This window comes from Salinisphaera orenii subsp. halophila YIM 95161 (genome assembly GCF_003732545.1).
GTDB lineage: Bacteria > Pseudomonadota > Gammaproteobacteria > Nevskiales > Salinisphaeraceae > Salinisphaera > Salinisphaera orenii_A.
On sequence record NZ_AYKF01000001.1, the window covers coordinates 116707 to 141925 of the forward strand.

At 67.8% G+C, this 25219-nt stretch carries 29 protein-coding genes and 1 other RNA gene; 17 read left to right on the forward strand and 13 right to left on the reverse strand.

The window, feature by feature from the left end; all coding sequences use genetic code 11:
- Positions 1 to 152: 152 nt before the first annotated feature.
- Together rnpB and rsmI are read right to left on the reverse strand one after the other, a co-directional pair.
- Positions 153 to 506: RNase P RNA component class A (rnpB, locus tag SAHL_RS00490), an RNA gene on the reverse strand.
- 14 nt (positions 507 to 520) lie between these two features.
- A complete protein-coding gene (gene rsmI / locus SAHL_RS00495) occupies positions 521 to 1363 on the reverse strand; it encodes a 16S rRNA (cytidine(1402)-2'-O)-methyltransferase (RefSeq protein WP_123589449.1) in 843 nt (280 codons plus the stop codon).
- A gap of 93 nt (positions 1364 to 1456) precedes the next feature.
- Here rsmI and SAHL_RS00500 point away from each other — a divergent pair, with 93 nt between their 5' ends.
- The 3 genes from SAHL_RS00500 to SAHL_RS00510 are packed head-to-tail and all read left to right on the forward strand — an operon-like array spanning position 1457 to position 4309.
- Positions 1457 to 3373, forward strand: coding sequence for a penicillin-binding protein activator (locus SAHL_RS00500; RefSeq protein ID WP_123589450.1), 1917 nt, complete (start codon positions 1457 to 1459; stop codon positions 3371 to 3373).
- On the forward strand, positions 3361 to 3714 hold the full coding sequence (locus SAHL_RS00505) for a YraN family protein (protein WP_221177765.1): 354 nt from the start codon (positions 3361 to 3363) through the stop codon (positions 3712 to 3714). The genes SAHL_RS00500 and SAHL_RS00505 overlap by 13 nt, the downstream gene beginning before the upstream one ends.
- Entirely contained in the window at positions 3704 to 4309 is a 606-nt protein-coding gene (locus SAHL_RS00510; protein ID WP_123589451.1) for a phosphoheptose isomerase, read from the forward strand. The genes SAHL_RS00505 and SAHL_RS00510 overlap by 11 nt, the downstream gene beginning before the upstream one ends.
- 56 nt (positions 4310 to 4365) lie before the next feature.
- Here SAHL_RS00510 and SAHL_RS00515 read toward each other — a convergent pair whose 3' ends face one another.
- From SAHL_RS00515 to SAHL_RS00565, 11 genes are all read right to left on the reverse strand, one after another.
- Complete coding sequence (locus tag SAHL_RS00515) at positions 4366 to 4785, reverse strand: ClpXP protease specificity-enhancing factor (protein WP_123589586.1); 420 nt, start codon at positions 4783 to 4785, stop codon at positions 4366 to 4368.
- A 25-nt stretch (positions 4786 to 4810) separates the two neighbouring features.
- On the reverse strand, positions 4811 to 5440 hold the full coding sequence (locus tag SAHL_RS00520) for a glutathione S-transferase N-terminal domain-containing protein (RefSeq protein WP_123589452.1): 630 nt from the start codon (positions 5438 to 5440) through the stop codon (positions 4811 to 4813).
- 19 nt (positions 5441 to 5459) lie between these two features.
- Positions 5460 to 6203, reverse strand: coding sequence for a cytochrome c1 (locus SAHL_RS00525; protein WP_123589453.1), 744 nt, complete (start codon positions 6201 to 6203; stop codon positions 5460 to 5462).
- Positions 6200 to 7414 (reverse strand): cytochrome b, encoded by a 1215-nt coding sequence (locus SAHL_RS00530; RefSeq protein ID WP_123589454.1) that lies wholly within the window; start codon positions 7412 to 7414, stop codon positions 6200 to 6202. Before SAHL_RS00530 ends, SAHL_RS00525 begins: the two co-directional genes overlap by 4 nt.
- The gene (gene petA / locus SAHL_RS00535) at positions 7414 to 8016 is read right to left on the reverse strand and encodes a ubiquinol-cytochrome c reductase iron-sulfur subunit (RefSeq protein WP_123589455.1); all 603 of its coding nucleotides are present in this window, start codon (positions 8014 to 8016) and stop codon (positions 7414 to 7416) included. The genes SAHL_RS00530 and petA overlap by 1 nt, the downstream gene beginning before the upstream one ends.
- Positions 8017 to 8145: 129 nt before the next feature.
- On the reverse strand, positions 8146 to 9447 hold the full coding sequence (gene hisD / locus SAHL_RS00540) for a histidinol dehydrogenase (RefSeq protein WP_123589456.1): 1302 nt from the start codon (positions 9445 to 9447) through the stop codon (positions 8146 to 8148).
- Entirely contained in the window at positions 9447 to 10091 is a 645-nt protein-coding gene (gene hisG, locus SAHL_RS00545) for an ATP phosphoribosyltransferase (protein WP_123589457.1), read from the reverse strand. The genes hisD and hisG overlap by 1 nt, the downstream gene beginning before the upstream one ends.
- Positions 10088 to 11380, reverse strand: coding sequence for a UDP-N-acetylglucosamine 1-carboxyvinyltransferase (gene murA / locus SAHL_RS00550; protein WP_123589587.1), 1293 nt, complete (start codon positions 11378 to 11380; stop codon positions 10088 to 10090). The genes hisG and murA overlap by 4 nt, the downstream gene beginning before the upstream one ends.
- 25 nt (positions 11381 to 11405) lie before the next feature.
- The gene (locus SAHL_RS00555; RefSeq protein WP_123589458.1) at positions 11406 to 11648 is read right to left on the reverse strand and encodes a BolA family protein; all 243 of its coding nucleotides are present in this window, start codon (positions 11646 to 11648) and stop codon (positions 11406 to 11408) included.
- Positions 11649 to 11715: 67 nt separating this feature from the next.
- Complete coding sequence (locus tag SAHL_RS00560; RefSeq protein ID WP_123589459.1) at positions 11716 to 12477, reverse strand: ABC transporter permease; 762 nt, start codon at positions 12475 to 12477, stop codon at positions 11716 to 11718.
- On the reverse strand, positions 12474 to 13418 hold the full coding sequence (locus SAHL_RS00565) for an ABC transporter ATP-binding protein (protein WP_123589588.1): 945 nt from the start codon (positions 13416 to 13418) through the stop codon (positions 12474 to 12476). The genes SAHL_RS00560 and SAHL_RS00565 overlap by 4 nt, the downstream gene beginning before the upstream one ends.
- A 125-nt stretch (positions 13419 to 13543) precedes the next feature.
- Between SAHL_RS00565 and SAHL_RS00570 the strand changes: the two genes are divergently transcribed.
- The 14 genes from SAHL_RS00570 (at position 13544) to mgtE (ending at position 25124) form a co-directional block, all read left to right on the forward strand.
- Positions 13544 to 14521: a KpsF/GutQ family sugar-phosphate isomerase gene (locus SAHL_RS00570; protein WP_123589460.1), complete on the forward strand. Its 978-nt coding sequence runs from the start codon at positions 13544 to 13546 to the stop codon at positions 14519 to 14521.
- Entirely contained in the window at positions 14518 to 15027 is a 510-nt protein-coding gene (locus SAHL_RS00575; protein ID WP_123589461.1) for a KdsC family phosphatase, read from the forward strand. The genes SAHL_RS00570 and SAHL_RS00575 overlap by 4 nt, the downstream gene beginning before the upstream one ends.
- 12 nt (positions 15028 to 15039) lie before the next feature.
- Positions 15040 to 15594 carry an LPS export ABC transporter periplasmic protein LptC gene (gene lptC / locus SAHL_RS00580; protein WP_123589462.1) on the forward strand — a complete coding sequence of 185 codons (555 nt, stop codon included), beginning with the start codon at positions 15040 to 15042 and terminating at the stop codon, positions 15592 to 15594.
- On the forward strand, positions 15566 to 16096 hold the full coding sequence (lptA, locus tag SAHL_RS00585; protein WP_123589463.1) for a lipopolysaccharide transport periplasmic protein LptA: 531 nt from the start codon (positions 15566 to 15568) through the stop codon (positions 16094 to 16096). Before lptC ends, lptA begins: the two co-directional genes overlap by 29 nt.
- 11 nt (positions 16097 to 16107) lie before the next feature.
- Positions 16108 to 16857 carry an LPS export ABC transporter ATP-binding protein gene (gene lptB, locus SAHL_RS00590; protein ID WP_123589589.1) on the forward strand — a complete coding sequence of 250 codons (750 nt, stop codon included), beginning with the start codon at positions 16108 to 16110 and terminating at the stop codon, positions 16855 to 16857.
- Positions 16854 to 18314 carry an RNA polymerase factor sigma-54 gene (locus tag SAHL_RS00595; RefSeq protein ID WP_123589464.1) on the forward strand — a complete coding sequence of 487 codons (1461 nt, stop codon included), beginning with the start codon at positions 16854 to 16856 and terminating at the stop codon, positions 18312 to 18314. Before lptB ends, SAHL_RS00595 begins: the two co-directional genes overlap by 4 nt.
- Before the next feature lie 30 nt (positions 18315 to 18344).
- A complete protein-coding gene (gene hpf, locus SAHL_RS00600) occupies positions 18345 to 18671 on the forward strand; it encodes a ribosome hibernation-promoting factor, HPF/YfiA family (RefSeq protein ID WP_123589465.1) in 327 nt (108 codons plus the stop codon).
- A gap of 30 nt (positions 18672 to 18701) precedes the next feature.
- On the forward strand, positions 18702 to 19166 hold the full coding sequence (locus tag SAHL_RS00605; protein WP_123589466.1) for a PTS sugar transporter subunit IIA: 465 nt from the start codon (positions 18702 to 18704) through the stop codon (positions 19164 to 19166).
- 13 nt (positions 19167 to 19179) lie between these two features.
- Entirely contained in the window at positions 19180 to 20223 is a 1044-nt protein-coding gene (gene hprK, locus SAHL_RS00610; RefSeq protein ID WP_184947100.1) for an HPr(Ser) kinase/phosphatase, read from the forward strand.
- Positions 20224 to 20254: 31 nt separating this feature from the next.
- Positions 20255 to 21112 (forward strand): RNase adapter RapZ, encoded by an 858-nt coding sequence (rapZ, locus tag SAHL_RS00615; protein ID WP_123589468.1) that lies wholly within the window; start codon positions 20255 to 20257, stop codon positions 21110 to 21112.
- Between the two features lie 45 nt (positions 21113 to 21157).
- On the forward strand, positions 21158 to 21559 hold the full coding sequence (locus SAHL_RS00620; RefSeq protein ID WP_123589469.1) for a PTS sugar transporter subunit IIA: 402 nt from the start codon (positions 21158 to 21160) through the stop codon (positions 21557 to 21559).
- Between the two features lie 33 nt (positions 21560 to 21592).
- Positions 21593 to 21862, forward strand: a complete 270-nt coding sequence (locus SAHL_RS00625) for an HPr family phosphocarrier protein (protein WP_123589470.1) — start codon at positions 21593 to 21595, stop codon at positions 21860 to 21862.
- Positions 21863 to 21905: 43 nt separating this feature from the next.
- Positions 21906 to 23645: a phosphoenolpyruvate--protein phosphotransferase gene (gene ptsP / locus SAHL_RS00630; protein ID WP_123589471.1), complete on the forward strand. Its 1740-nt coding sequence runs from the start codon at positions 21906 to 21908 to the stop codon at positions 23643 to 23645.
- 111 nt (positions 23646 to 23756) lie between these two features.
- The gene (gene mgtE, locus SAHL_RS00635; RefSeq protein ID WP_123589472.1) at positions 23757 to 25124 is read left to right on the forward strand and encodes a magnesium transporter; all 1368 of its coding nucleotides are present in this window, start codon (positions 23757 to 23759) and stop codon (positions 25122 to 25124) included.
- Positions 25125 to 25219: the final 95 nt, after the last annotated feature.

The window sequence follows — 25219 nt, forward strand, 5'->3', positions numbered from 1 at the left end:
CGATCACGTTCCGCGCCTGCGCTGACGAACGTCGCCCAAAGCAGCGTGACGAGAGAAAATGGGGTGTGGGGCAATGTGGTGCGCGACCGCCGGCGCAGGGCAGTCGCTCCACATGGGCGGCCGACCGGACGGTACGGGGCATTCAAAGAAGAGTTCGGAGTCGGCCGATAAGCCGGGTTCTGTCGTGCGCAGTCATTCATCTGGGGCACACGTCGCCGTGTACCTCATGCGACCTACCCGAGGACTGCGCGGGCCGCGCGTCGTCCTCCTATTTGGTCTTGCTCCGGATGGGGTTTACCGTGCCGCGAACCGTTACCGGTCGCGCGGTGCGCTCTTACCGCACCGTTTCACCCTTACCAGGCCTGCGGACAGGCCTTCGGCGGTCTGCTTTCTGTTGCACTTTCCGTAGGCTCACGCCTCCCAGGGGTTACCTGGCATCCTGCCCTGTGGAGCCCGGACTTTCCTCCGTGCCCGCAAGCGGGCACCGCGACTGCGTGGCCGACTCCGAGGCCCAATGCTATCACTGCAGCTCGAGTGCCCGGGCATAGGCGGCGTTGCGCGACACACCGAGCAGACGCGCCGCGGCGCCGGCAGCGTCCTTCGTGCCGGTCACGGCAAGCAGTTCGGCCAGGAGACCGTCCAGCGTGACCTCGACGGCATGGCGCTCGACGACCGGCGCCCCGCCGACGACCAAGACGAACTCGCCGCGGCGCCGGTTGGCGTCGAAGGCCAGCCACCGGCTCAGCGCCTCGGCCGGCAGCTGCACGCTCTGCTCGTGCAGCTTGGTGAGCTCGCGGCACAGGGTGACGGGGCGCTGTTCGCCGAGGGTGGCGGCGATATCGGAGACCGCAGCGGCGATGCGATGACTCGATTCGTAGAACAGCAGCGTGCGCGTCTCGTCGGCCAGTTCGGCCAGGCGGGCCCGACGCCCGGCCGCCCTGGCCGGCAGAAAACCCTCGAAGACGAAGCGATCGCTGGGCAGCCCGGCCACCGACAACGCGGCCACCGCCGCGCAGGCGCCCGGCACGCAGCGCACCTCGATACCCTCGGCCCGTGCCGCCCGCACGAGTGCGAAACCCGGGTCGCTGATCAGGGGCGTGCCGGCATCACTGATCAGAGCGACCGCCTCGCCGGCCTGCAGACGACCGATCAGTTGCGGCACGCGCTCGGCCTCGTTGTATTCGTGCAGCGAGAGCATCGGAGTGCCGATCGCCAGATGCTCGGTCAGCCGGGCGCTGTGGCGAGTGTCCTCAGCGGCGATCACGGCCACCTCCGAGAGCACCCGGGCCGCCCGCGCGGCGATATCCTCGAGATTCCCGATGGGGGTGGCGACGATCCAGAGCATGGCGGGCGTGGCGGTCATGACGGCGCACGATGGCGAACGGCGCTGATATTATGCCGGTGACACCGGCGCGCATGGGGGCACGGGCGCGCGAATCCCTGGGAGTTTCTACGAATGACAAGCATCCGGTCGTACATCCACGCGTTCTGTCTGCTGTTCGCAGCCGCCGTACTGGCCGGCTGCGCCGCGACGCAGCGGCCCGAATCGACATCGCAGCCGAGCCGTTCACCGACGGAACAGGCCCGCCAGGCGGAACTCGAGGGCGACCACGCGCGCGCCGCCGAACTCTATATGGAAGCCGCAGCGGACGCCGACGACCCGGCCGAGCGCCGGCGACTGCGCCTGTCCGCCGGCCTGGACGCCGCGCAGGCGGGCCAGGCCACCCGGGCCCGGCAGATTCTCGACGGTATCCAGGCGTCGAGCCTCAACGACGACGCGCGTATCCGTTACGAACTGGCGAGCACGTTGGCGCGTATCGCCGCCATGCCACCGACACGCGCCCTGGCGGAACTGCCGCCGCCGAGCAGCGGCACCGACCCGGAGATCGCCCAGCGCGTGTGGCTCAAGCGCGGCGAGCTGCACTTCGCCCAGAACGACCTCATTGCGGGCATGCACGCACTCGTCCAGCGCGGCATCTGGCTGGTGGACGACACCGCGCTCGCCGCCAACGACGCGCGCGTCTATGACAAGGCGCTGCAGGCGATCGCCTATGGCCAGGGCCCGGACAGCCGCGCCGCACGCAACGCCGACAACACCACCCGCGGCTGGCTCGCACTCGCCGCCATCGGCCAGCGCCGCTGGGCCGACCGCGCCGAACGCGATCGGGCGCTGGCGGAATGGGAGGACGAATACCAGGGCCACCCCGCGGCCCGAAGCGTACTGCCCGAACGCTTCGACTACGACAGCACGATGGTGGTGAGTCAGCCGGCGGAGCCGGGAGAACAGGCCGGGCCGGCCGAGCTCGGCCCCGCGCCGGAGCCGCCTAGCGACACCGTCGCACTGGCGCTGCCGCTGAGCGGCGACTTCGCCCGAGCGGCGGAGGCCATTCGCGCCGGCTTTTTGTTCGCCTACGAGACCGACAGCAGCGCACCCGGGCAGCCGCTGATCTACGACACGAACACGATGAGCGCCGAGGCGATCCTGCGCCGTGCACGCCAGGATAATGTGGGTGTACTGGTCGGGCCGCTGAACAAGTCGAAGGTCGCGGCGCTGTCCAGCCAGGCCGGGGAGCGGCCGATCGTCGCCCTGAACCGCATCGATCGGACGATCACGGAACCGGGCTTCTATCAGTTCGCGCTCGCACCCGAGGACGATGCGCGTACGGTCGCGCGGCATGCCGCGGACGAGGGCCACGAGCGGGCACTGGCGCTGGTGCCGGAAGGCGACTGGGGCAGTCGCGTGTTCGACGCCTTCCGCGAGCGCTTCAGCGCCGGGGGTGGACGCGTGATCGACTACGCAACCTACAACAGCGACCAGCACGATCACCGTGGCCCCATCCAGTCGGTACTGTCGGGCTATCCCGGCAACGAAGCCGACTTCATCTTCGTGGCCGCCGCACAGCCCGTACAGGCACGCCTGATTCGCAGCCAGCTGCGCTTCTATCGCGCCACCGGGCTGCCGATGCTCTCGACGTCGCACATTTACAGCGGCTCCCCCGATCCCAACGAGGACATCGACCTCAACGGCGTCGGCTTCGCCGACCTGCCTTGGGTCATTGGCGAAGGCGCCTTCCTCGACGACCGTCGCGCAGCGGCCACGGAGCGCTACGGAGACACGGCCGAGCGCTACACGCGGCTGTTCGCGATGGGGATGGACGCCTGGCTACTGACCGACCAGATCGGCAGCGGCGGCCTGCGCACGGGCGATACGTTCGAAGGCATGACCGGCGTTCTGGCGGTCAGGCCGGACAATCGGGTCGAACGCTATCTCGCCTGGGCCGTCTTTCGTGGCGGCCGGCCCCAGCTCGTCGAGATGCCCTCGCAGGCCGACGTCCGCAACGAAACATCCGAGCCCGCGCCGTGGGAACCCTAGCCAAGGGTCGAGCCGCCGAGGATCGGGTCGACACGGCAGCACGCCGGCGCGGTTGGCGTGCGGTCGTGCGCAACCACAACGCCCGAGGCGGCGAACTGGACCTGGTCTATCGCACGGGCGATGAGCTCATCGTGGTGGAAGTCCGCTACCGTTCGCGTGGCGACTACGGCAGCGCCGCGGCCAGCGTCACCGCGCGCAAGCAGCGGCGCATCGTCACCGCCACACGCGACCTGCTCGCCCGCCAGCCCGATCTCGCACGTTGCGCGATCCGCTTCGACGTCGTCGGCGTCGACGACAGCGATCAACTCGACTGGATAGAGAACGCGTTCTATGCCGAATGAGACCGGCCCGGACGACCGCACCGCCCTGATCGCCACACTGTTCGAGGACGGCGTGCGCGCCAACCGCAACACCTTGACCACGATGGACGCCGCCATCGTCACCGCCGCCGACCGGCTGATCGACTGCCTGGCGCACGGCGGCAAGGTGCTGTCATGCGGCAACGGCGGCTCGGCGGGCGACGCCCAGCACTTCTCGTCCGAACTGGTGAATCGCTTCGAGCGCGAGCGCCGCGCGCTACCTGCCGTGTCGCTGACCACCGAAAGCTCAACGCTGACGGCCATCGCCAACGACTACGACTACGACCGCCTGTTCTCGCGCCAGATCGAGGCACTCGGGCGGCCGGGGGACACGCTGCTGGCGATCAGCACCAGCGGCAACTCGGGCAATGTCGTCCAGGCGATCGCGGCCGCACACGATGCCGGCATGGGCGTAATCGCCCTGACCGGCAAGGACGGCGGCCGAATGGCGTCGCTAATGGCAGCGGACGATATCGAACTGCGCGCCGCCTCCGCGACGACGGCGCGGATTCAGGAGATCCATCTCCTGTTCATCCACTGCCTCTGCCGGCTGATCGAGGATCACCTGCTGGGCTGAGCGGCCGTCCGTACCGCTGTCGTTCGAGCCGCGGCTGCCCGCGGTCGACCCGGCGACTACTTGACGACCTTCAGGTGCGCGCGCTTGCTCTGGGCCGTCTGCTCTCCACTCTCGCCATCGGCGTCATTACCGCCATCCGGGCCGCCGTCGGGCGGGGTCGGCGGCTCGACTTCGCCGAAGAGCATGCCCTCGCCGTTCTCGCGCGCATACAGCGCGAGCACGGCACCGGGCGGCACGCTGACGTCGTAGCTCTGTCCCGAGAACCGGGCCGAGAAGCTGATCAGGGCGTTGTCGAGCGACAGGCCGCGCACGGCGCCCGGGCTGATGTTGACCGTGATCTTGCCGTCCTCGGTGACGAACTGATGCGGCACGTCGACGCCCTCGGCGTCGGCGGCCACCAGTAGATGCGGCGTCAGATCGTTGTCGAGCACCCAGTCGTAGAGCGCGCGTATGAGATAAGGGCGGCGCGAGGTCAGTTCGGCCATGAAAGCTCCCGGGTTTTCAGGGCGCGCCGGCGGTGCCCATCTGGGCTTCGATCGGCGACAGGCTGCGCTCGAAGGCGGGTCGCGCGAACAGACGCCGGGCGTAGCTGTGCAAACGTTCGTGCTGATGCTTCGGCAGTTCGACACCGTAATGGTTCAGACGCCAGAGCACCGGTGCCAGTGTACAGTCCACGAGCGAGAATTCCTCGCCGATGTAAGTCCGCGGCGAGAATTCGGCGGCCAGCGTGGTCAGCAGCTCGGTCATGCGACCGCGCGCCTTGCGCGCCACTGCGGGGGTCGATTCGAGCTCGTCGCAGAGTGGATAGAGATCCATCTCCATGCGATAGATCGCCAGTCGATACTGCGCCCGTAGCACCGGGTCGACGGGCATCAGCGGCGGATGCGGATAACGCTCGTCGACGTACTCGATGATGATCCGTGGGTCGTAGACCACGAGCTCGCGATCGACCAGCGTCGGCACCGTATTGTACGGGTTGAGTTGGAGGAGATCCTCGCTCTCCTCATCGTCGCGCAGCGCCACGACCTCGTAGCCGGCCACGCCTTTTTCGGCCATGATCAGCCGGACCCGGTGGCTGTGCACGCAGTCGGCACGCGAGTAGAGCGTGATCGTGGAGCTGCGGCTCGCCATCGGACGTCTCGCTTTCCGGCTAATGCACGTCGCGCCAGAATTCGCGCTTGAGCATGTAGGCCAGACCGGTGAACAGAATCAGGAACACGATCACCTTGAAGCCGAGCGACGCACGCGTCAGCTTGACCGGCTCCCCGGCGTAGACCAGAAAATTGGTGATATCGCCGACCGCGGACCGATACTCCGCCGGGTTGAGTTGACCTTCCTGCACGAGCTCGAGCGCCGGACCGGCTTCACCGTGGCCACCCTCGCTCTCCTCGCCGTGCCCGCCGGCCTCCTCGTGAACCTGGTAGCCCTGCAGCGGCGCCAGCACGTGCGGCATGGCGGTGTTCGCCATCACCAGATTGTTCACGCCGTTCGGGCGGGAGTCGTCCAGATAGAACGACAGCAGAAAGCTGTAGATCCAGTCCGCACCACGCTGGCGCGCGATCAGCGATAGATCCGGCGGCGCCTTGCCGAACCAATCGCCTGCCTGTTCCTTGGACATGGTGCCCTGGATGGTGCTGTGGATCTTGCCGCCAGTCATGATGAGGTTGTTCTCGACCACGTCCTCGGGAATCTCGAGGTCCTCGGCGATACGGTTGTAGCGCATGTACTGCAGCGAGTGACAGCCCGAACAATAGTTCATGAACAGCTTGGCGCCGCGCTGAAGAGAGGCCTGGTTGTCCAGATTCGGATCGAACTCAAAGGGCACGCTGCCCTCCGCCGCCCACACGGAGATCGGCAGCATCACGAGCAGTGCTAACAACAGCGAACGCTTCATCCCGTCACCCTTTCCGGAACCGGCTTGGTCCTGTCGAGCTTGCTGTAGATGGGCATCAACAGGAAGAACAAGAAGTAAATCACCGTCGCAATGCGCGCCGAGAGCTTGACCCCGTCCGACGGCGCCTGCAGGCCGAGATAGGCCAGGCTCAGGAAGGAGACGGCGAACAGCGTGAGCGCAACTTTGAAGATGATGCCCTTGTAGCGGATGGACTTCACCCGACTCCGATCCAGCCATGGCAGGAAGAACAGGATGAACACCGCGGAGAACATCACGATCACGCCGCCGCCCTTGCTGGGCACGGCACGCAGCATCGCGTAGAACGGCGTGAAGTACCACGAAGGCTTGATGTGTTCGGGCGTGACCGACGGATCCGCAGGGCTGAAGTTGTCGACCTCGAGGAACAGCCCGCCAAACGTCGGCGCGAAGAAGATCACCCCGGCGAACAGGATCAGGAATACGCCGACCCCGAACAGATCCTTCACCGTGTAGTACGGATGGAAGCGGATGCCGTCCACGGGATGCCCGTCGGCGCCTTTGTTGGCCTTGATCTCGATGCCGTCCGGATTGTTCGAGCCGACGTGATGCAATGCCATGATGTGCGCGATCACCAGGCCTACCAGCACGAACGGCAGTGCCACCACGTGCAGGGCGAAGAAACGGTTGAGCGTCGCATCGCCGACCACGAAGTCGCCTCGGATCCAGGTGGTGAGCTGCTCGCCGACGACCGGCACCGCCGAGAACAGTGAGATGATCACCTGCGCGCCCCAGTAGGACATGTTGCCCCAGGGCAACACATAGCCCATGAAGGCCTCGGCCATGAGCGCCAGGAAGATCAGACAGCCAAAGATCCACAGCAGTTCGCGCGGCTTGCGGTACGAGCCGTACAACAGCGCGCGGAACATGTGCAGATACACGACGATGAAGAAGAACGACGCCCCGGTCGAGTGCATGTAGCGGATGAGCCAGCCCCACTCCACTTCACGCATTATATAGGCCACGGACCCGAAGGCCTCAGCCGCCGAAGGCTTGTAGAACATGGCCAGCCAGATGCCGGTGAGCAACTGATTGACCAGCACCAGCATCGCCAGCGAGCCGAAGTAGTACCAGAAGTTGAAGTTCTTCGGCGCGTAGTACTGGCCGACATGGTCGTTCCAGAGCTGCGTCGCCGGAAAGCGGGCGTCCACCCAGTTCATGAACTTGCTCGCCATTACGCAGCCTCCTCGCCGCCGCCCGTGGCGGGATCCTCGCCGACCACGATCAGGTCGTCACTCGAATACCGATACGGCGGCACCTGCATGTTCAGAGGCGCCGGCTGACCGGCATAGACGCGACCGGAGATATCGTAATGCGAGCCGTGACAGGGGCAGAAGAAGCCGGGCACGTCCATCGACCACTCCGAGGCATCCGGCCGGAAACTCGGCGAGCAACCCAGATGGGTACAGATGCCGACCATGACCAGGATCGGGTCCTTGATGGCGCGGTACTTGTTCTGGCAGTACTCGGGCTGCTGCGGTGCGCTGGAGTCCGGATCCGCGAGCTTGGGCGCCACGCTGTCCAGCGAATCGAGCATCTCCTGCGTGCGCCGGACGACCCATACGGGCTTGCCGCGCCACGTCACGCTCACCAAGGCGCCCTCGTCGAGCGCGGCGATATTGACCTCCACCGGAGCCCCGGCGGCGCGAGCACGCGCGCTCGGCAGCCAGGACTTGATGAACGGCGTGGCCACGAAGGCCGCACCCACGCCACCAACGGCTGCGGTGGCGCCGGTCAGAAATCGGCGCTTGCGGACGTCGACCCCCTCATTGCTCATGCGTTAAACCTCTTCGAGCAGGGCAAGAATGCCGGTTCGACTTGTACTACAACTCGTGTGATTGCGGGCACGACGTGGCCACGCAGGGATCTGAAAAGTATAGCATAGCGCGCTGCACGATCGCCGTTTTCAGCCACGATCGCGCCCGCCGCGGGCTTCGGCGGAGGCGGCGTGCGCATGCAGCCCCTCGCCGCGCGCGAGCTCGGCAGCGATGGGCGCCAGCCGCGCGGCGCCCGGCGCGCCGGCTTCGACGATCGACAGCCGCTTCTGGAAATCGTAGACGCCAAGCGCCGAGGAGAAACGCGCCGTGCGCCCGGTCGGCAGCACGTGATTGGGCCCGGCGCAGTAGTCCCCAAAGGCCTCCGGGCTGTAATGACCCATGAAGACCGCACCGGCGTGACGAATGTCGTCAAGCAGCTCGCCCGGCGCAGCCACCGCGAGCTCCAGATGCTCGGGCGCGATACGATTGGACAACGCCACCGCCTCGGCCATGTCGGCGACCTGGATCAGCGCGCCGTGCCGGGCCAGCGACGCCTCGATGATCGTACGCCGGGGCTGATCCGGCAGCAGACGCTCGACCGCGGCCGCGACCGCGTCCAGATGGGCGGCATCCGAGCTGACGAGCAGAGCCCGTGCATCCTCGTCGTGCTCGGCCTGGGCGAACAGATCGAGCGCGGCCCAGTCGGGATCGCCCGTGCCGTCGGCCAGGATCAGCACCTCCGACGGCCCCGCCACCGACTCGATGCCGACGCGGCCGAACACCCGGCGCTTGGCTGCAGCCACATAGGCGTTGCCCGGGCCGACGATCTTGTCGACGCCCGGGATGGTTTCGGTGCCCCAGGCCAGTGCGGCCACGGCCTGGGCGCCGCCGACCGTGAAGAAGCGATCGACCCCGGCCAGCGCCGCGGCGGCCAGCACCCAGTCGTTGACCACGCCTTCCGGCGCCGGCGAGACCATCACGACCTGGCCGACACCCGCGACCCGCGCGGGCAGCGCATTCATCAGCACGCTGGAGGGATAGGCCGCCTTGCCGCCCGGCGCATAGATGCCGGCACGCTCGATCGGACGCACGACCTGGCCCAGCCGGTTGCCGTGGGCGTCGGCATAGCTGTGGTCGGTGAGTTTCTGGGATTCGGCGAACTGCGTGATCCGCTCGGCCGCGGCGTCCAGTGCGGCGCGCTGGGCGCCGGGCATGGCGTCGAGCGCGGCCTTCAAGCGAGTGTGCGGCACCTCGAGTGCGGCCATCTCGCGCGCGGGATGCCGGTCGAGCTCGCGGGTGTATTCGAGCACGGCGGCGTCGCCGCGGGCCCGCACGTCGGCGATGATGGCCGCCACCCGCGCGTCCACATCGGCCTCTGCCGGGGTCTCCCGGTCGATCAGCCGCTCGAACGCGGCCTCGAAACCGGCGTCGCTGCTGACGAGCCAGCGCATCACGAGGCCCGCCGCCCGCGCTGATCGAACAGCGACAACAGCTCGCCGATCGGGGCGTGCTTCATCTTCTGGGCGGCCTTGTTCACGACCAAGCGGGCGCTGATCTCCTCGATCACCTCGAACGGCTCGAGGCCGTTGGCGCGCAGGGTGTTGCCGGTATCCACCAGATCGACGATGACGTCGGCCAGGCCCACGAGCGGCGCCAGCTCCATGGAGCCATAGAGTTTGATGATTTCGACCTGACGGCCCAGGCGTGCGAAATAGGCGCGCGCGGTCTCGACGTATTTCGTGGCCACGCGCAGCGGCCGGTGGCTGGCCGCATCCATCGCCCCGGGCCGACCGGCGGTCATCAACCGGCAGCGGGCGATACCCAGATCCAGCGGCTCGTAGAGATCGGCGCCGCCGTGCTCGATGAGCACGTCCTTGCCGGCGACCCCCACATCGGCCGCGCCGTAGGCCACGAACGTCGGCACGTCGGAGGCGCGGATGACCAGCAGCCGCAGGCCCGGGTGATTGGTCTCGAACACGAGCTTGCGCGAGGTCTCCGGATCCACCTCGGGCTCGATGCCGGCCGCGGCCAGCAGCGGCAGGGTGGCGTCGAGAATGCGCCCCTTGGACAGGGCCAGCGTGACCGTCTGGCTCATGCCGTGATCCCCCGCGCGGTGACCGGCGCGCGATCGGGCAGGCGCTGGATGCGTCCGCCGAGCTGCGCCATCTTCTCCTCGATGCACTCGTAGCCGCGGTCGATGTGATAGATCCGGCGGACGTCGGTCTCGCCGTCGGCCACCAGCCCCGCGATCACCAGCGAGGCCGAGGCGCGCAGATCGGTGGCCATCACCGGCGCCCCGGTGAGGCGATCGACGCCGGTGACGATCACGGTATTGCCTTCCTGGCGGATGCGCGCGCCCATGCGCTGCAGCTCGGAGACGTGCATGAAACGGTTTTCGAACACGGTCTCGGTGACCGTGCCCACGCCCTCCGCGACGGCATTGAGCACGCAGAACTGGGCCTGCATGTCGGTCGGAAAACCCGGATAGGGCGCGGTGCGCAGGCCGACCGCACGCACCTGGCGGCCGCGCATGTCGACCTCGACCCAGTCGTTGCCCTGGGTGATCGTCGCACCGGCCTCCGACAGCTTGGCCGTGATCGCGTCGACGAGCTCGGGATCGGTCTGGGTCACCCGGACCCGGCCACGACTGGCCGCGCCGGCGACCAGGAAGGTGCCCGTTTCGATGCGATCCGGCAGCACCCGGTGCCGGGTACCGTGCAGGCGCTTCTTGCCGCGGATCGTGATGGTCGGCGTGCCCGCGCCCTCGATCTCCGCGCCCATCGCGGTCAGGCATTTGGCCAGATCGACTACCTCCGGCTCGCGGGCGGCGTTCTCGAGCACGGTCACGCCGTCGGCCAGCGTGGCCGCCATCATCAGATTCTCGGTACCGGTGACGGTGACGGTATCCATGGCGATGCGCGCGCCCTGGAGCCGGCTGCATTTCGCCTTGACGTAGCCGGATTCGACGCGGATCTCGGCGCCCATGGCCTCGAGCCCGCGCAGGTGGATGTCCACCGGACGCGCGCCGATCGCGCAGCCGCCGGGCAGCGACACCTCGGCCTCGCCGTGGCGCGCCAGCAGCGGCCCGAGCACGAGGATGGAGGCCCGCATGGTCTTGACCAGATCATAAGGCGCGACGCACTGGGTGATGGTCGAGGCATCGGCTTCGACCACCATGTAGTCGCCGATGGTCACCGACACGCCCATGTGCGCGAGCAGCACGTTGGTTGTGGTCACATCCTCCAGATGCGGGACGTTCTCCACGAACAGCGGCTCGTCGATGAGCAGCGCGGCCGTCATGATCGGCAGGGTCGCGTTCTTCGCCCCGGAGGCGCGAACGCTACCGCTGAGCGGCGGCCCGCCCTCGATACGCAGCAGATCCATCATGTGTTGTCCGCGACCTCGCGATTCAGGAGACGCCACCCGCCTGCGTCGGCGTCATGGTCTTGAGCGACAGGGCGTGGATCTCCCCGCCCATGCGCTCGCCCAGCGTGGCGTAGACCATGCGGTGCTGTTCGACGATGCCCTTGCCCTCGAAGCTGGGGCTGATCACCCGGGCGGCGAAATGGGCGCCGTCGTCGCCCATGACTTCCACGCTGGCGTCCGGCAGTCCGGCCTCGATGAGTTCGCGTATGGCCTCGGCGCTGTACATGGTGTCGATTCCTTCAAAGCTGGCGCGAAATGCTAGCACGAGCCGCCGCCGCCACCGCGCACATCGTCTAGCCGCGGATCTTGTAACCCCGGGCGAGCATGCTGATGGCGATGATCGACACCAGCACGAAGAACCCGGCCGCCACCGCCAGACTGCGCAGCGGATCGACGTCCCCGACGCCGAAAAACCCCTGCCGGAACCCGTCGATCATGTAGAAGAACGGGTTGAAGTGCGAGGCCGTCTGCCAGAACGCCGGCAGCGAGTGGATCGAGTAGAACACGCCCGACAGGAACGACAGCGGCATGATGAAGAAATTCTGGAAGGCCGCGAGATGCTCGAACTTGTCGGCCATGATGCCCGCGATCATGCCCATGACCGCCAGCGTGCCGCCGGCACAGACCAGCATCGCCGCGACCACCAGCGGATTCGCCATCGGCACGGTCACGAACAGCTGGGCGAGCACGTAGAGAACCGTGGCCACGAGTGTGGCCCGCAGCAGCGCGGCGCCGATGTAGGCCAGATAGAACTCGAACGCCGAGATCGGCGTGAGCAGCAGAAAGACCAGATTGCCCATGACCTTGGACTGGGTGATGCTCGACGACGTGTTCGCGAACGAGTTCTGGATCACGTTCATCATGATCAGCCCCGGAATCAAAAACGCCGTGTACGACACGCCCTCGTAGACGTTGACGCGATCCTCCAGCACCTGCCGGAAGACCAGCAGATAGAGCATGGCGGTGATCACCGGCGCGCCGACGGTCTGGCCCAGCACGTTGTAGAAGCGCCGGACCTCCTTGACGAACAGGGTGTAGCAGCCGCGCCAGTTCATGCCGCGCGGCCGTCGGGCTTGTCCATGGTCAGCTCCACGAAGATGTCCTCGAGATGCGGCTCGCGCGTGCGCACGTCTGCGATCCGGTAGCCGGCGTCACGGATCGATTCCATCACGTCGGCGATGTAGTGCCGGCCCTGCTCGAGCTTGAGCTCGAGCGTGTCCTCGTGGCGATCCTCGACCAGCGCCTCGACCTCCGCCGGGAGCGGGCCGCCGTCGCCGGTCAGCTGCAGCGACAGGAAGCGATACGGATGGCGATCGAGCAGCGCGCGCTTGTCCTCGAGCACCTTGAGTTCGCCGTGATTGAGGATGGCGATGCGATCGCACAGCTCCTCGGCCTCTTCCAGATAGTGCGTGGTCAGCACGATGGTGTGGCCGGCGTCGTTGAGATCGCGGGTGAAACGCCAGAGCGTGCGCCGCAGCTCCACGTCCACCCCCGCGGTCGGCTCGTCGAGAATGACCACGTCGGGCTTGTGCACCAGCGCCTGGGCGATCAGCACGCGGCGCTTCATGCCGCCGGAGAGCGCGCGCATGGACATGTCGCGCTTGTCGGTCAGCTCGAGCCGTTCCAGCAGCTCGTCGATCCAGGGCCAGTAATCCCGGCCGCAGCCGTAGTAGCCCGCCTGCAGCCGCAGCAGATCACGCACCGGAAAGAACGGATCGTAGACCAGCTCCTGAGGCACCACGCCGAGCGCCCGCCGTGCCGCCCGGAAATCCGAGCGCACGTCGTGACCCAGCACCGCGATCGAACCCTCCGAGGCGTGGGTCAGGCCGGCGATGATGGAGATCAGCGTCGACTTGCCGGCGCCGTTCGGGCCCAGGAGTCCGAAGTACTCGCCGCGCCGGATATCGAAGGACACGCCCCGCAGCGCGTGCGTGCGGCCGTAGCGCTTGTGGACGCGGTCTATGGCGATGGCGGTGTCGTTCGAGGCGCGGGGCATGGCGGACGGGCTGTCGCGAGCGAGGCGGCGCATTATACGTACTGCGGCAAACGCTGCATTCCACAGCGATCCCGCGCTGGCACGAATCATGCCGCGTTTGATCCGCCCTGCGCTAGAATACGGGGATGGATCGACGAGAACTCATCGGCGCCGCGCGGCGTGTGATCGACATCGAGGCGACGGCGGTCGCGGCCCTCGAGTCGCGCATCGACACGGCCTTCGCCGCCGCCGCGCAGCACATGCTCGAATGCCGCGGTCGCGTGGTGGTCACCGGCATGGGCAAGTCCGGCCACATCGCGGGCAAGATCGCGGCCACGCTGGCCTCCACCGGCACGCCGGCGTTCTTCGTCCACCCCGGCGAGGCCAGCCACGGCGATCTGGGCATGATCACCGCCCAGGACACGGTGCTCGCCCTGTCCTATTCGGGCGAGACCGCCGAGATCCTCACGATCCTGCCGCTGCTCAAGCGCCTGGCCGTACCGCTGATCGCGATGACCGGCAATGCGCGCTCGACGCTCGGCCGGCGCTCGGACGTGCATCTGGACGTCTCGGTGGCGATCGAGGCCTGCCCGCTGGAGCTCGCGCCCACCGCCTCCACCACCGCGGCGCTGGCCATGGGCGACGCGCTGGCGATCGCCCTGCTCGAGGCGCGCCACTTCACCGCCGAGGACTTCGCCCGCTCGCATCCCGGCGGCACGCTGGGCCGGCGGCTGCTGTTGACGGTGGCCGATCTCATGCACACCGGCGACGCCCTGCCGCTGGTCGACGACGACGCCCTGGTCGGCGAGGCGCTGCTCGAGATGACCGCCAAGGGCCTGGGCATGACCGGGGTGACGGACGCCGCGGGGCGTCTGACCGGTCTGTTTACCGACGGCGACCTGCGCCGCACACTGGATCGCGACATCGACATCAAACGCGCGCCGATCGCCGACTGCATGACGCGCGATCCCAAGACGGTCACCGCGGATACGCTCGCGGCCGAGGCGGTACGGCTGCTGCAGACTCACCGCATCGGCGGCGGCGCGCTGATGGTGGTCGACGACGACGAGCGCCCGATCGGCGCCCTCAACATGCAGGATCTGCTCAGGGCAGGTGTCATATGAAAGACACGACAGACGACGTCCGGCGGCGCGCGGCGGCCATCGAGGTGGCGGTCTTCGACGTCGACGGCGTGATGACCGACGGCAAGCTCTATCTCCACGGCCACGGCGAGGAGAGCAAGACCATGCACGTGCACGACGGCCTGGGCATCCAGCGGCTGCAGGCCGCCGGCGTGGCCGTGGCCGCGATCAGCGGCCGGCCGTCGCCGGCCGTCGCGGCGCGTCTGCATGCGCTCGGCGTCGACTACATCTATCTCGACAGCCACGACAAGCAGATGGACTTCGAGGCGCTGCTCGCCGAACTCGAGCTGACGCCCGAACGCGCCGCGGTCATGGGCGACGACCTGCCGGACCTGGGTCTGATGCGCCGGGCCGGGCTGGCGATGGCCGTCGCCGACGCCGTGCCCGACGTGCGCGAGGCCGCGCACTGGATCAGCGACTGCAAGGGCGGCGAAGGGGCGGTGCGTGAAGCCTGCGAACTCATCATCGCCGCCCGCAACGCGCACTAGCCGGGCCCGGTCATGCTGCGCGTCATCGCCGTTCTGCTCGTGATCGCCGCCGGCGTGATCGCCCTGCGGTGGGCCGATTCGCCCGATCCCGGCACACCGACCGCGCCGCGCCTGAGCACGCCCGAGAACAGCGACTACTACATGACCGACGCGGTCGTGCACCAGATGGATCCCCAGGGCGATCTGGCCTATCGCATGCGGCTGGGCCAGACGTTGCACTTCCCGGACGACTCGGCGCGGCTTCGGGATATTGACGTACACTATCTCGCAGGCACGAAAACCTACTGGGACGTCACCGCGGCACGCGGCCGGATACCGGCCGGTGAGCGCGACATCTACCTCTATGACGGCGTCGAGGCCGTGCATCCTCGGCCGAACGGGCCGGTGGTGCGCATCGAGACCGACAACGCCTGGGTCCGACCCGACGCCGATCGCATCGACACCCGGGCCCACGTGACCGCGACCCAGCCCGGGCAGCGGGTGGAGGGCGACGGCATGGAGGTCGATCTGGATACGGACAAGCTGAGACTGTTGAGCAATGTACAAGTCACCTACACGCCGGATTGACCGGGCCCGCCTCTGGCTGGCGGCGGCGCTCGTGGTGGCGGGCGGTGCGGCCTGGGCGCAGCAGGAGCCGTTGCCGATCCGGATCGAATCCGACAGCGCAGAGCTGTCCCAGCAGGAGGGCACGAGCACCTACACCGGCAGCGTCGTGCTCACCCGCGGCGGCCTGACGCTGACCGGCGACAAGCTGGTCGTCACGCGGCTCAACGATCGCGGCAACGTCAAAGCGGTGCTCAACGGCGCCCCCGCGCGACTGGACAAGCAGCCCGATCGCACCGGCGACGACGTCGTCACCGGCCATTCCAGCCGTATCGAGTACACCAACGCCGACTCGACCGTGGTCATGCGCGGCAACGCCGTGGTCAACCGCGGCGGCGATCGCATCGCCAGCCAGGTCATCCGCCACAACCTCGACACCCAGCGCACCCAGGCCGCGCGCGGCGAGAACGACGGCGAGCGGGTGCAGATCACGATCACGCCGCAGAACGACGGCGACGGCTCATGAGCAGCGCGGCGATGGACATCGGCCACGCGGCGGCCGCCGACCGCCTGGTGGCCACGCACCTGAGCAAGCGCTATCGCGGCCGCGAGGTGGTGCGCGACGTCAGTCTCGATCTCGGCCAGGGCGAGGTCGTCGGCCTGCTCGGGCCCAACGGCGCCGGCAAAACCACCGCCTTCTACATGATCGTCGGCCTGGTCTCGCCGGACGCCGGCCGCATCAGCCTCGGCGAACAGAGCCTGGTGGGCATGCCCATGCACAAGCGCGCCAAGCGCGGCATCGGCTATCTGCCGCAGGAAGCCTCGGTGTTCCGCAAGCTCAGCGTGGCCGACAACATCCGCGCGATCCTGCAGGTGCGTTCCGATCTCGATCGCGCGGGCATCGAACGCGAACTGGCCGCGCTGCTCGACGAGCTGTCAATCACGCACATCGCTGACTCCACGGGGCTCAACCTGTCCGGCGGCGAGCGCCGGCGGGTCGAGATCGCCCGCGCGCTGGCCGCGGAACCGCGCTTCATGCTGCTGGACGAGCCCTTCGCCGGCATCGATCCGATCTCGATCGGCGACATCCGCGGCATCATCACGCATCTGAAGAACCGCGGCATCGGCGTGCTCATCACCGATCACAACGTGCGCGAGACGCTGGGCATCTGCGAACGCGCCTACATTCTCAGCGACGGCGCCGTCATCGCCGAAGGCACCGGCGAGGCGGTACTGGCCGATCGCAAGGTACGGGAGGTCTACCTCGGCGAGGATTTCCGACTATGAAGCAGTCGCTGAACCTCAACCTATCGCAAAGCCTGACGATGACGCCTGCGCTGCAGCAGGCCATCCGCATGCTGCAGCTGTCCACGCTGGATCTGAAGACCGAGATCCAGGAGGCGCTCGAGACCAACGTCATGCTCGAGGCCGACGACGGCCACGGCGAGGTCGACGCCGGCCAGACGACGGATGACAGCGCCGGCGAACGCCAGACCAAGGACAGCGCCGGGAGCGACGCCGAGATCCCCGAGAATCTGCCGGTCGATGCCGACTGGAACGACATCTACGCCGGCAGCAGCAGCCCGGCGCCGGCCGCGCCGAGCAGCGAGGACGACGACTACTGGGACTACCGCCAGGCCAATCTGACCAGCACCCCCGACCTGCACACCCATCTGACCTGGCAGGCGGACATGCACTCGTTCAGCGCCGGCGAGCGCTCGATCGCCGCACAGCTGATCGACGCGGTGAACCACAACGGCCTGCTCGAGGACTGGCCGGAGCTGCTCGAACGCCTGACCGACGAGTACGAGACCGACGCCGCCCGCATCGAATCGGTGCTGGCGGTGGTGCAGGCCTTCGACCCACCGGGCGTGGCCGCGCGCAGCCTCGGCGAGTGTCTGGCCATCCAGCTGCGCCAGCTGCCGGCGGACACCGCCCACCGCGATCTGGCGCTGGCCATCGTCGAGAACGAATCGCTGGAATGCCTGGCGTCGCGCGACCGCGCCGGCCTGGCGCAGCGGCTGGATGTCGAGCCCGAGGCGCTCGACGGCGCCATCGCCCTGGTGCAGACGCTGCAACCGCACCCGGGCGAGGCTTTCGGCGATCAGGAGGCCGGCTATGTGGTGCCGGAGGTGTTCGTCACGCGCCAGTCGTCGCGCTGGCAGGTCTCGCTCAACGCCGAGATCGCGCCGAAGCTTCGCATCAACAGCCAATATCTGGCCCTGATCAAGCGCGCGGACAAATCCGCCGACCAGACCACGCTCAAGTCGCACCTGCAGGAAGCCCGCTTCTTCCTCAACAGCCTCAAGAGCCGCAACGACACCCTGCTCCAGGTCGCGCAATGCATTGTTGAAGCCCAGCGCGCTTTTCTGGAGTATGGCGAGGAGGCAATGAAACCGCTGGTGTTGCGCGACGTGGCCGAACAGCTCGAAATACACGAATCCACCGTATCGCGGGCGACGGCCAACAAGTACATGCAGACGCCGCGCGGCATCTTCGAACTCAAGTATTTCTTTTCCAGCCATGTCTCGACCACCGATGGCGGCTCCGCCTCGGCGACCGCCATTCAGGCGATGATCAAGCGCATGGTCGCATCCGAACCCGATGGCAAACCGCTGTCCGACAGCAAGCTCGCGGAGCTGCTGCTCGACAACGGCATTCGCGTGGCGCGGCGCACCGTCGCCAAGTACCGCGAGGCGCTATCGATACCGCCGTCGCACGAGCGGCGGCGTCAGGCCAGCTAACGCTCTTCCCAAGCAGAGAAGGAGTACGCGATGAACCTGAACATCTCCGGCCATCACATCGACATGACCGATGCCTTGCACGACTATGTCGCATCCAAGATGGGCCGTATCGAGCGTCATTTCGACCACGTCATCGACGCCGAGGTGGTGCTCGAGGTCGAGAAGGTACGTCACAAGGCCGAGGCGACCATGCAGCTGCGCGGCGCCACGGTGCACGCCGAGTCCACGCAGGACGACATGTACGCCGCGATTGACTGCATGATCGACAAGCTCGACCGGCAGACGCGGCGGCACAAGGAGAAGGCGAAGGATCATCACAACCGGCAGGCCCGCCACATCAATCTGGATGCCGGTTGACCGCTTTTCGCAATCGTTGAAAGGAACGTCATGAATATTGCCGATATCGTTGCCCCCGAGCGGGTCCGTCTTGCCGAGGATGTCCAGAGCAAGAAGCGCGCGCTCGAGCAACTGGCCGAGATTCTCACCCAGGGCACGCCCTATCTGACCGCCAGCGAAATCTTCAACGGCCTGGTCGCACGCGAGAAGCTCGGCAGCACCGGCATCGGCGACGGCGTTGCCATCCCCCACGCCCGCATGAAAGGCACCGACGACTGCGTCGGTGCCTTCATGCGTCTGCCGCAGCCGGTGGATTTCGAGTCCAACGACGAGCAGCCGGTCGATCTCGTGTTCGGCCTGCTGGTTCCGGAGCAGTCCACCGAGGCGCACCTCAACATGCTCCGACGCCTGGCGGAGATGTTCTCCGAGAATCAGGCGCTGGCCGAACTGCGCGACGCCGGCGACGACGCCACCCTGCATCGCGTCCTGCTGGCCCACGATCCGGTCACGCAGTAGCCGGCCGGACACCGTGCCGCTGACCGGCGAGGACGAGTTCGACCAGACCCTCGAGACGCGTCGCGTCTCGGTCGAGACCGTCTTCGCCGAGCTTCGGACCTCGCTCGGTCTGCACTGGCCCCGCCCGACGATCGGCGGCCACGCCACCGTGGGCGCCACCCGCATCGACGGCCGGCGCGTACCGATCGTCGGCTATCTCAATTTCATCCATCCGCCGCAGGTCCAGGTCATCGGCGAGCCGGAGATCGCCTATCTCGATACCATCGAGCCGGATCAGCACGCCCATGTGCTCGAGCGCCTGACCACGGGCGCGACCCGGCTGGTGGTGGTCGCCGACGATCAGACCCTGGCCGCGCCGCTGCGCGAGGCCCTCTACGGGGCCGGGATCGCGGTATTCGAGAGCCGCGAGAGCGGCCACAAGGCGGCCTACCGGATCCGGCACTTCCTCGGCGAGGCGCTGGCCCGCCAGGTCACGCTGCACGGCGTGTTCCTGGAGGTCCTGTCGATCGGCCTGCTGCTGACCGGCGATTCCGGTGTGGGCAAGAGCGAGCTGGCGCTGGAACTGGTCAATCGCGGCCATCGGCTGGTCGCCGACGACGCCCCGGAGTTCGCCCTGCTGGGTCCGGACGATCTCAACGGCGGCTGCCCCGCCCTGCTGCAGGACTTTCTCGAAGTCCGCGGTCTCGGCCTGCTCAACATCCGCGCGATGTTCGGCGAGGCCGCCATCAAGCGCCGCAAGCAGCTCGGGCTCATCATCCGGCTCGTGCGGCCGGAGTCGTCGCATCTGGCCGCCGCCGACCGGCTGGCGGGTACCCGCGCCACCCGGCGCATACTCGATGTCGACATCCCCGAGATCACGCTGCCCGTGGCGGTCGGCCACAATCTATCGGTGCTCGTGGAAGCCGCCTGTCGCGATCACCTGCTGCGCATGCAGGGGCATCAGAGCGACCGGCAGTTCGCCGACCGCCAGCGCGCGGCCATGAGCGTGGCACCGGACACCGCCGATCCGGCGGGATCCGGATCGCATGCGTGTCCACCGGGCGAAGGGCTAGAATGAGCGCAATCACAGCCGAACGAGGAGAGCGCGCGTGCGTCTGATCGTGGTGAGCGGCCTGGCCGGCGCGGGCAAATCCGTCGCGCTCCACATGCTCGAGGACCTGGGCTACTACTGCATCGACAACCTGCCGCTGGGCCTGCTCGGCGAGGTGTCGGTGGCCACCCTGCAGCGCCAGGGGCTGGACTTCGACCGCCTGGCCGTCGGCATCGACGCCCGGGCTCGGCGCGGCGAGATCGAGGCCTTCCCCAAGCGGATCGAGGAACTGCGCACGGGCGGCATCGACGTCGAGGTGATCTATCTCCACGCCGACAACGAGACCATCCTGCGGCGGTTTTCCGAAACCCGGCGCAAGCACCCGCTGACCGACGCCGACACCTCGCTGATCGACGCGGTCACCGCGGACCGGCGCCTGATGGAGCCCATCGCCACCAAGGCCGATGTCGCCATCGACACCAGCAACACGAACATCCATCAGCTGCGAGATATCGTCCGCAATCGAGTGGACGCCACCCGGACCGGCGAGCTGTCGATCCTGCTCCAGTCCTTCGGCTTCAAGTACGGCCTGCCCCAGGCGGTGGACTTCGTGTTCGACTCGCGCTGCCTGCCCAATCCGCACTGGGTGCCGGAACTGCGCGAGCTCACCGGGCTGGACGCGGCCGTGGCCGAGCATCTGGCGGCCGAGCCGGCGACCCACGACATGCTCGACGACATCCACGGTTTTCTGGTGCGCTGGCTGCCGGAATTCGCGCGCGAGAATCGCGCTTATGTCACGATTGCCGTGGGCTGCACGGGTGGCAAGCATCGTTCGGTCTATCTGATCGAGCAGCTGGCCCGGCGCCTGCGACAGACCTATGCCCAGACGCTGGTGCGACACAATGAACTGCATTGACCGGCGCGCGAGCGCGCGCATGATCGGGGCCGGCCGGGCCATCGCATGATCGGGGTACTGCTGATCACCCACGGCCGCCTGGGGGCCCATTTCGTGGAGACGGTGACCGGCATGATCGGCGACCTGTCGCGGCCGACGGAGGTGCTGGAAGTGCACCGCCACGACGATCCGGACGAGCGCAGCCAGGCCGCCGCGGACGCGCTCGCCCGGCTGGACGACGGCGACGGCGTGCTCATCATCACCGACGCCTTCGGGTCGACGCCGAGCAACATCGCCACCCGCGCCGCCGCCCCGGACCGCACCCGGGTCGTCGCCGGCATCAATCTGTCCATGCTCGTGCGGGTCTACAATTACCCGCAGCTGGCGCTGGACGATCTCGCGGCATCGGCCATCGAGGCCGGCCGCGCCGGCGTCATGCCCTGTCCCCAGCCCGATCCCAGCCCGTAATCGACCGACAACAACGAACCGACCCAACCGCTTATGCCCACGCGCGAATTCGCCATCGTCAACAAGCTCGGCCTGCACGCCCGCGCCGCCAGCAAGTTCGTGACCGTCGCCTCGCAGTACGAGGCCGACATCAAGGTCTCCAAGGACGGCCGCGAGGTCTCGGGCAAGTCGATCATGGGCGTGATGATGCTGGCCGCCGCCCGCGGCTCGCGGATCGAGGTGAGCGCCGAGGGCGAGGACGCCGAGGCCGCGCTCGACGCGCTCGAGGAACTCGTGCGCGACCGTTTCGGCGAGGGGCAGTGAGCATGCGCCGCCCCGGACAGGCTCGCAGCCGCCCGGACCGGCTATGAGTCTCTGGCTCGCCGGCGTCGGCGTCTCGCGCGGGGTCGCGATCGGCGCGGTGCACCGCGTGCACGGCACCGACCTCGACATCCCGGAGTATCACGTCGATCCCGAATCGCTCGACGCCGAGGTCGAGCGCTTCGAGACCGCGCTCGACGATGCCCGGGCGCAGCTGGCCCATATCCGCGAACAGATCCCCGCGAACGCACCGTCCGAGATCGGCGCCTTCATCGAGACCCACCTGCTGATGATGCAGGACAGCGCGCTCACCGACACCGTGAGCACGCTCATCCGCGACCACCGCTGCAACGCGGAATGGGCGATGAAGATGCAGGCCGAACACCTGACCGCGGTGTTCGACGAGATGGACGACAGTTACCTGCGGGCCCGGCGCGACGACGTCGTGCACGTGGCCGCACGGATCCAGCGCATCCTGCTCAAGCAGGAACGCCGCATCGAGCCGGGCCGTCCCGACGACGACACCCCGCCCCCGGTGATCGTCGCCGACGACCTCACGCCCGCGGACATCATCCTGCTGCACCAGCAGGGCGTGGCCGCCTTCGTGACCGAACGCGGCGGCCCGCTGTCGCATTCCGCGATTCTCGCCCGCAGCCTCCGCATTCCGGCCGTGGCCGGCCTGCACGCCGCGCGGCGCATGCTCATGGACGACGAGACCGTCGTGGTCGACGGCGAGGCCGGCCACGTGCTCGCCGCGCCGGATGCGGGCGCGCTCGAGTTCTATCGGCACCGCCAGAAGCGCGACGAGCGCTATCGGCGCATGCTGGGCATGCTCAAGGACGAGACCGCGGTCTCCACCGACGGCGTGCGCGTGCACATGATGGCCAATGTGGAGCTGCCCGACGACAGCGCGGATGCGGCCGAGGTCGGCGCCGAGGGCATCGGCCTCTACCGCACCGAATTCCTGTACATGAACCGCGACGAGACGCCTGGCGAGGAGGAGCAGCTGGCCGCCTATCGCCGGGTGCTGCGCTCGGTGGACGGGCCGGTCACGATCCGCACGCTCGATCTCGGCGCCGACAAGACGATCGGCCGCGAGGCCAAGACCTCGTCCAACCCCGCGCTCGGGCTGCGCGCGATCCGCCTGTGCCTGAAGGAGACCGATCTGTTCCGCACGCAGCTGCGGGCTCTGCTGCGGGCCTCGGCGGAGGGCGATCTGCGGATCATGCTGCCGATGATCTCCAACATCCAGGAGCTGCGTCAGACGCGCCACCTCATCGACGAGGTCATGGCCGAACTGCGCCGCGACGGTCTGGAGTACGACCCGAAACTGCCGGTCGGCGCCATGATCGAGGTGCCGGCCGCGGCCCTGGCGGCCCCCCAGCTCGCACGCTACTGCGATTTCTTCTCGCTGGGCACCAACGATCTGATCCAGTACACGCTGGCCATGGACCGCGTGGACGACGAGATCAATTATCTCTACGACCCGCTGCACCCCGCCGTGCTGCAGCTCATCCGAATGACCATCGAGGCCGGGCATGCCGCCGGCATCGGCGTGTCCATGTGCGGCGAGATGGCCTCCGACAAGCGCTACACCGCCCTGCTGCTCGGCCTCGGCCTGACCGAATTCTCGATGCATCCGGCCAGCGTCCTCGAGGTCAAGCGCGCGATCATGGGCGCGGATGTCGCCGACCTGAAGCGCGCCACGCGCGAGATCCTCGCGCTGACCGACGCCCAGAGCTACCGCGACGGCCTCGATGCCTTGAGCCACCGCCTCGTCGGCTGACCCGATAGCGGCGACGTATCCGGCGGGCGGGCCTCGGCGACCCTCGAACTCCGGGAAAATCCGGATTTTTCTGCTATTTTCTAGACATCCGCCCGTCTTCCGGAGCGCGCGATGAGCGAGCCCGCCACATCCGAAGAGAACGAGATGGAGGCCCGGCTGGCCTATCTCGACGAAGCGCTCGAATCCGGCCGCATGCGCCGCCTCAAGCCCATGCTGCACGCGCTGCATCCGGCCGAGATCGCGCTGCTGCTGGAATCGGTGCCGCGCGCCAAGCGCGAAGTCGTCTGGAGCCTCGTCCCCGAGGAGGATCACGGCGAGACGCTGCTGCACGTCAACGACGAGGTGCGCTCGGAGCTGATCGAGGCCATGGACCACAGCGTCCTGCTCGCGGCCACCGAAGGCATGCCGATCGACGATCTGGCGGACTTCATCGAGGACCTGCCGGATCAGGTCACCCGGGAAGTCCTGCGCTCGATGGACGTCCAGAACCGCGAGCGCCTGGAAGCGGTCATGTCCTACCCGTCGGATTCCGCCGGCGGTCTAATGAACAACGACACCATCACCGTGCGTCCGGACGTGACGCTCGATGTGGTCGGCCGCTATCTGCGCCAGCGCGGCACGCTGCCCGAGGACACCAACACGCTGTTCGTCGTCTCCCGCTACGGGCGCTATCTGGGCATGCTGACGCTGGCCAAGCTGGTCACGCTCGACCCGGAACGCGACGTCTCGGAGGTCATGGACACCGACCTCGAGGCCCTGACCGTGGACATGCCCGCCGCCCAGGTCGCCAAGCGCTTTCAGGACCTCGACCTGATCTCGGCGCCAGTGGTCGATCCCGACGGCCGTCTGGTCGGGCGCATCACCATCGACGACGTGGTCGACGTCATCCGCGATGAGGCCGAACACAGCATCATGACCATGGCCGGTCTCGACGAGGAGGAGGACGTGTTCGCGCCGATCGCACGCAGCGCCCGCCGGCGCGCGGTCTGGCTCGGCGCCAACCTGTTCACGGCATTTCTGGCCGCCCAGGTGGTCGGCCTGTTCGAGGCCACGCTCTCCCAGGTGGTCGCGCTCGCCGTGCTGATGCCGATCGTGGCCAGCATGGGCGGTATCGGCGGCTCGCAGACGCTGACCCTGATGATCCGCGGCCTGTCGCTGGGCCAGATCGGTTTTTCCAACGCCCGCACCCTGCTCGTCAAGGAACTGGCCGTGGCCGTGATCAACGGCCTGCTCTGGGGCGCGGTGGTGGGCGTGATCGCCGAAGTCTGGTTCGGCAACGCCGTGCTCGGCCTGATCATCGCCGTCGCGCTGGTCATCAATCAGATCGGCGCGGCCGTGGCCGGGGTCGGCATCCCGCTCGCGATGAAGAAGATGAACATCGACCCGGCGCTCGCCGGCTCCGTGGTCCTGACCACCATCACCGATGTCATCGGCTTCTCCGCCTTCCTCGGCCTGGGCACGCTGTTCCTGCTCGATTAGGACCTGTCAACGCTTCACTTGATCATGTACACAACTCGGCCGGAGCCGGCATGCAAGATCGTTCGGCGCGTCGGCGTGTCTGAAGCTGCAAGCCG